This window comes from Parablautia muri (assembly GCF_009917485.1).
GTDB lineage: Bacteria > Bacillota > Clostridia > Lachnospirales > Lachnospiraceae > Suilimivivens > Suilimivivens muri.
Genome location: NZ_QZDT01000125.1, coordinates 1 through 3110, shown reverse-complemented (window position 1 = coordinate 3110; position 3110 = coordinate 1). Strand labels below are relative to the sequence as shown.

3 protein-coding genes and 1 pseudogene are annotated in these 3110 nt (G+C 33.9%); all 4 read left to right on the top strand.

Features of this window, described 5'->3' with window-relative positions; all coding sequences use genetic code 11:
- Positions 1–147: 147 nt before the first annotated feature.
- Positions 148–321 (top strand): annotated as a pseudogene (locus tag D5281_RS24445) (recombinase family protein); the annotation flags it as partial.
- A gap of 1004 nt (positions 322–1325) precedes the next feature.
- Positions 1326–1601, top strand: a complete 276-nt coding sequence (locus tag D5281_RS24440; protein WP_160562467.1) for a hypothetical protein — start codon at positions 1326–1328, stop codon at positions 1599–1601.
- A 306-nt stretch (positions 1602–1907) separates the two neighbouring features.
- Positions 1908–2165, top strand: coding sequence for a hypothetical protein (locus D5281_RS24435; RefSeq protein ID WP_160562466.1), 258 nt, complete (start codon positions 1908–1910; stop codon positions 2163–2165).
- Positions 2155–2709, top strand: a complete 555-nt coding sequence (locus D5281_RS24430) for a hypothetical protein (protein ID WP_160562465.1) — start codon at positions 2155–2157, stop codon at positions 2707–2709. The genes D5281_RS24435 and D5281_RS24430 overlap by 11 nt, the downstream gene beginning before the upstream one ends.
- The last annotated feature ends 401 nt before the right edge of the window (positions 2710–3110 follow it).

The window sequence follows — 3110 nt, the reverse complement described above, 5'->3', positions numbered from 1 at the left end:
CAGCTATTGGAATAACCGGAGGATCTGTTCCTCTAATGGAGGCCTTCCTCCCATGATAAAACGGCAGCGATACTATGATTCCCTTGAAAGAAGCAGCATAGGATACAAAATCCTTGAGGAAAATGTGTCAACTAATCTTGACAAAATCAGATAGCGGAGTTGACCGTGGAAGCTATCAGCCCGGAACAGGTCAGCCATATTTCCGGCTACCTTGACACATGGGACAGCGTATCCTTTGAAGACAAGCGGCGGGTGGTGGATTTGATGATTACCACCGTTGCCGCCACAAGCGACAGCTTGAACATCACATGGAAAATCTGACGGGCATATCAGCGCCCGTCAGACCGTTACCTTGTGTAGTCCCTTGTAAACTGACCTAATCCATATGCTAATGCACCATCTTGTCATGTAAATTTACTTGAACTTTCAAGATATGTAAAACAATGTGGGAAAAAGTTGGTTGAGCTTACGCAGGAGGAAGTAAAGAGATTCTCAATCTGATATTTTAATGTAGTAGTTGTTAAAAAGCAGGAAGTCTTTATAAGAGATCTAAAGTTAAGACATATTTATCACAGTACTGTTATGATGTTTATGAAAACAGGATGGTACTTGGATTCTTGAAGAATGTTATAGATTATCTTGAAAACCAAATTCTTGGTTTTAATAACCAAATAGTTGAATTAGCAGATATACCAGAATCAATAGTTGCACAATTGCCAAATACTCATGAGCTTACAGGTAGATGTGTGTATATCTACTATAAAGGTATAATCCAAAGATTCTCTGAAAAGAAATCCGTCTTATAGGAAATATATTACAGATACGGTAAGATGTTTGCATGCCCTGTAGAGTCAGTTTATAAGATTCCTCAATTTACTAATACTTTTAAGCAAATATATCATTATCGATTGTGCTATGAACGTATGGTAAAATGGTTCGAATTTGGGGATTATACTTTTGATCATTTAAATTATCTATTTAAATTAAAAACGTTGAGTCGTATATTTGAATATTTTTTTTAATAAAAATACAGAGCGCAATTTCCTTATGCGGAAATGTTTTTCGAGAAGCGAATAGAATCGTATATGATCCAGAGGATGATTTAGAAGATATTAATAGTCAATACATATTTAATGGTAATGGATATGAATTAACCCTATTATATGAGTCATATATATGGGTAAACAAGATAAACGATGGTATTAATCTATATTCAACGGGTTATAATTATATTAAATGTAAATGGAATGATAGGTGGACTCCGGATTTTATTATAAAAATCAGGAGATATTTTTCTTAAATAACGAATTAGAGATTTATTTAAAGTGGTTGAGACAATTGAAGAAGAAAAAGAAAGTGCTAATATACCGAAAGAAACTATACTTCGAGTGGAATCTTCAACCAATGATACTGTACAACAAAACGGTATCCTAAGGATCACACTACATGATGAAAAAGCAGAAAAGAAACTGTTAGAGGCTCAAATAACAGAAACGTTGAATATAAAAGATAAGCAGCCTGTAGTAATAACGAGTGGAAAAAATGTTTTTATTTTGGAAAAGGATTATGTCTTTGCCAAAAAACACGATGTACTATTTTAGATATGGCTTGTGAATATTATCTTCCTAAAAATACAAAGGAATTGTTAACCAAAGAAGATTCATGTAGAAATTTAATTAGCTATACCCAACGTAGCAAGATTCAAAGAGTGGAATGCTCAATTTCTGGCTTGCCCGGTTGTATAGGACCTGAATAATGTAAATTTTGTTCGAAGAAAAAAGTAAACGATAATTATGAATGATAGATGGAATAAAAATGATATGTTTTTTACAAAAAGTAATAGAATTTTCATTTGTAATTTGCATGATATATAGTTATGTTGCAAGAAAAATTAAGAAGGTAATGTTATGGCACTAGTTAATAATAAATTTACATTAGAAGACTTATATATTGGTATGGAAATAATAGACAAAGATCAGTTGAGTAACATATACGATACATGGATTATGCTAGTAAAAAACAGTAATTCGGATGTATATACAGTAAGGTTCATAGGTAAGGAAACCAACGCAGAGTCGGATAAGTTGTTCACACAAGGCAATGTGGTATGTCCGGTATACAATGACAGTATGGAATTAGAGGGGGATATTTACTATGAAGAATAAATATATCCTGCTTGAAGTGAATCAGCGGAATGAAATAAGAGCTGATGTGAATATGGCAATAAAAAGCATGGAACTTATGCAGATAGAGGATATGAATGTTAAGATAGATACAGGATGTCCTTATACCTCCATACCAATTCTAAGGTTTGGTATATCAAAGGCTAAGGCACAGCAAATGAAGCAGAGAGATTGTGCAGATAACAGAATTAGAAAAGAAATTTCATTTGGTGTGAATGACTCAAAGGAAAAAAGAGATGCGGACAAAGAGAAATTTAAGGCTGGGAAATATATGGACTTGAAATCTATTACTTTTCAGCATGGAAATTTTGAGATTGACTTTGGTGGAGTTTGTATTAATAAAGATCATGTGAAAGTCAGTTATGACAGGACAGGTAATATTCTGATAGGAATGGATCTTTTATCCCAGATGGATATACATATAAGGAAGAGTAAGATTCTTGGAAAAACTGTCTTCATTGCATGCCCCTATGACAACATGAATCAGGAATATCTTGAGGCTTTAAACCAGCATTTTGATATATAGTCAAAATTTGAAATATTTTTAAGTCTTAACTTGACACCAGCTTACCGGCAGCAGTATGGCAGTGTGAATCCGGCAGGGATTATCACGCCTGCGATTGCGGCAACATTTGTGAGTACAGCGGTGGCGGTAGTGTAAGGTAAAGGATAGAAGGCGGAGGGCGTGAGACTCTCTTATCAGAATTTGTATAGGTATTCTGGAATTAAAATGAAATTCTAATAAAAAGTATACATTCTGAAACATGAGCCGTTGTCGAAATATCTTTCTTAAATTGAAATAAACCTGTTTGTCCGAGGCTGTAAAAAATCTTGTGTCTATGGGGATTTAAGCTTCTCTGATAAGAGTTCGATATGTAAAATTTTGCTGTCTATTTTATGAATTTATTGTTGTCGAATGTTCTTTCT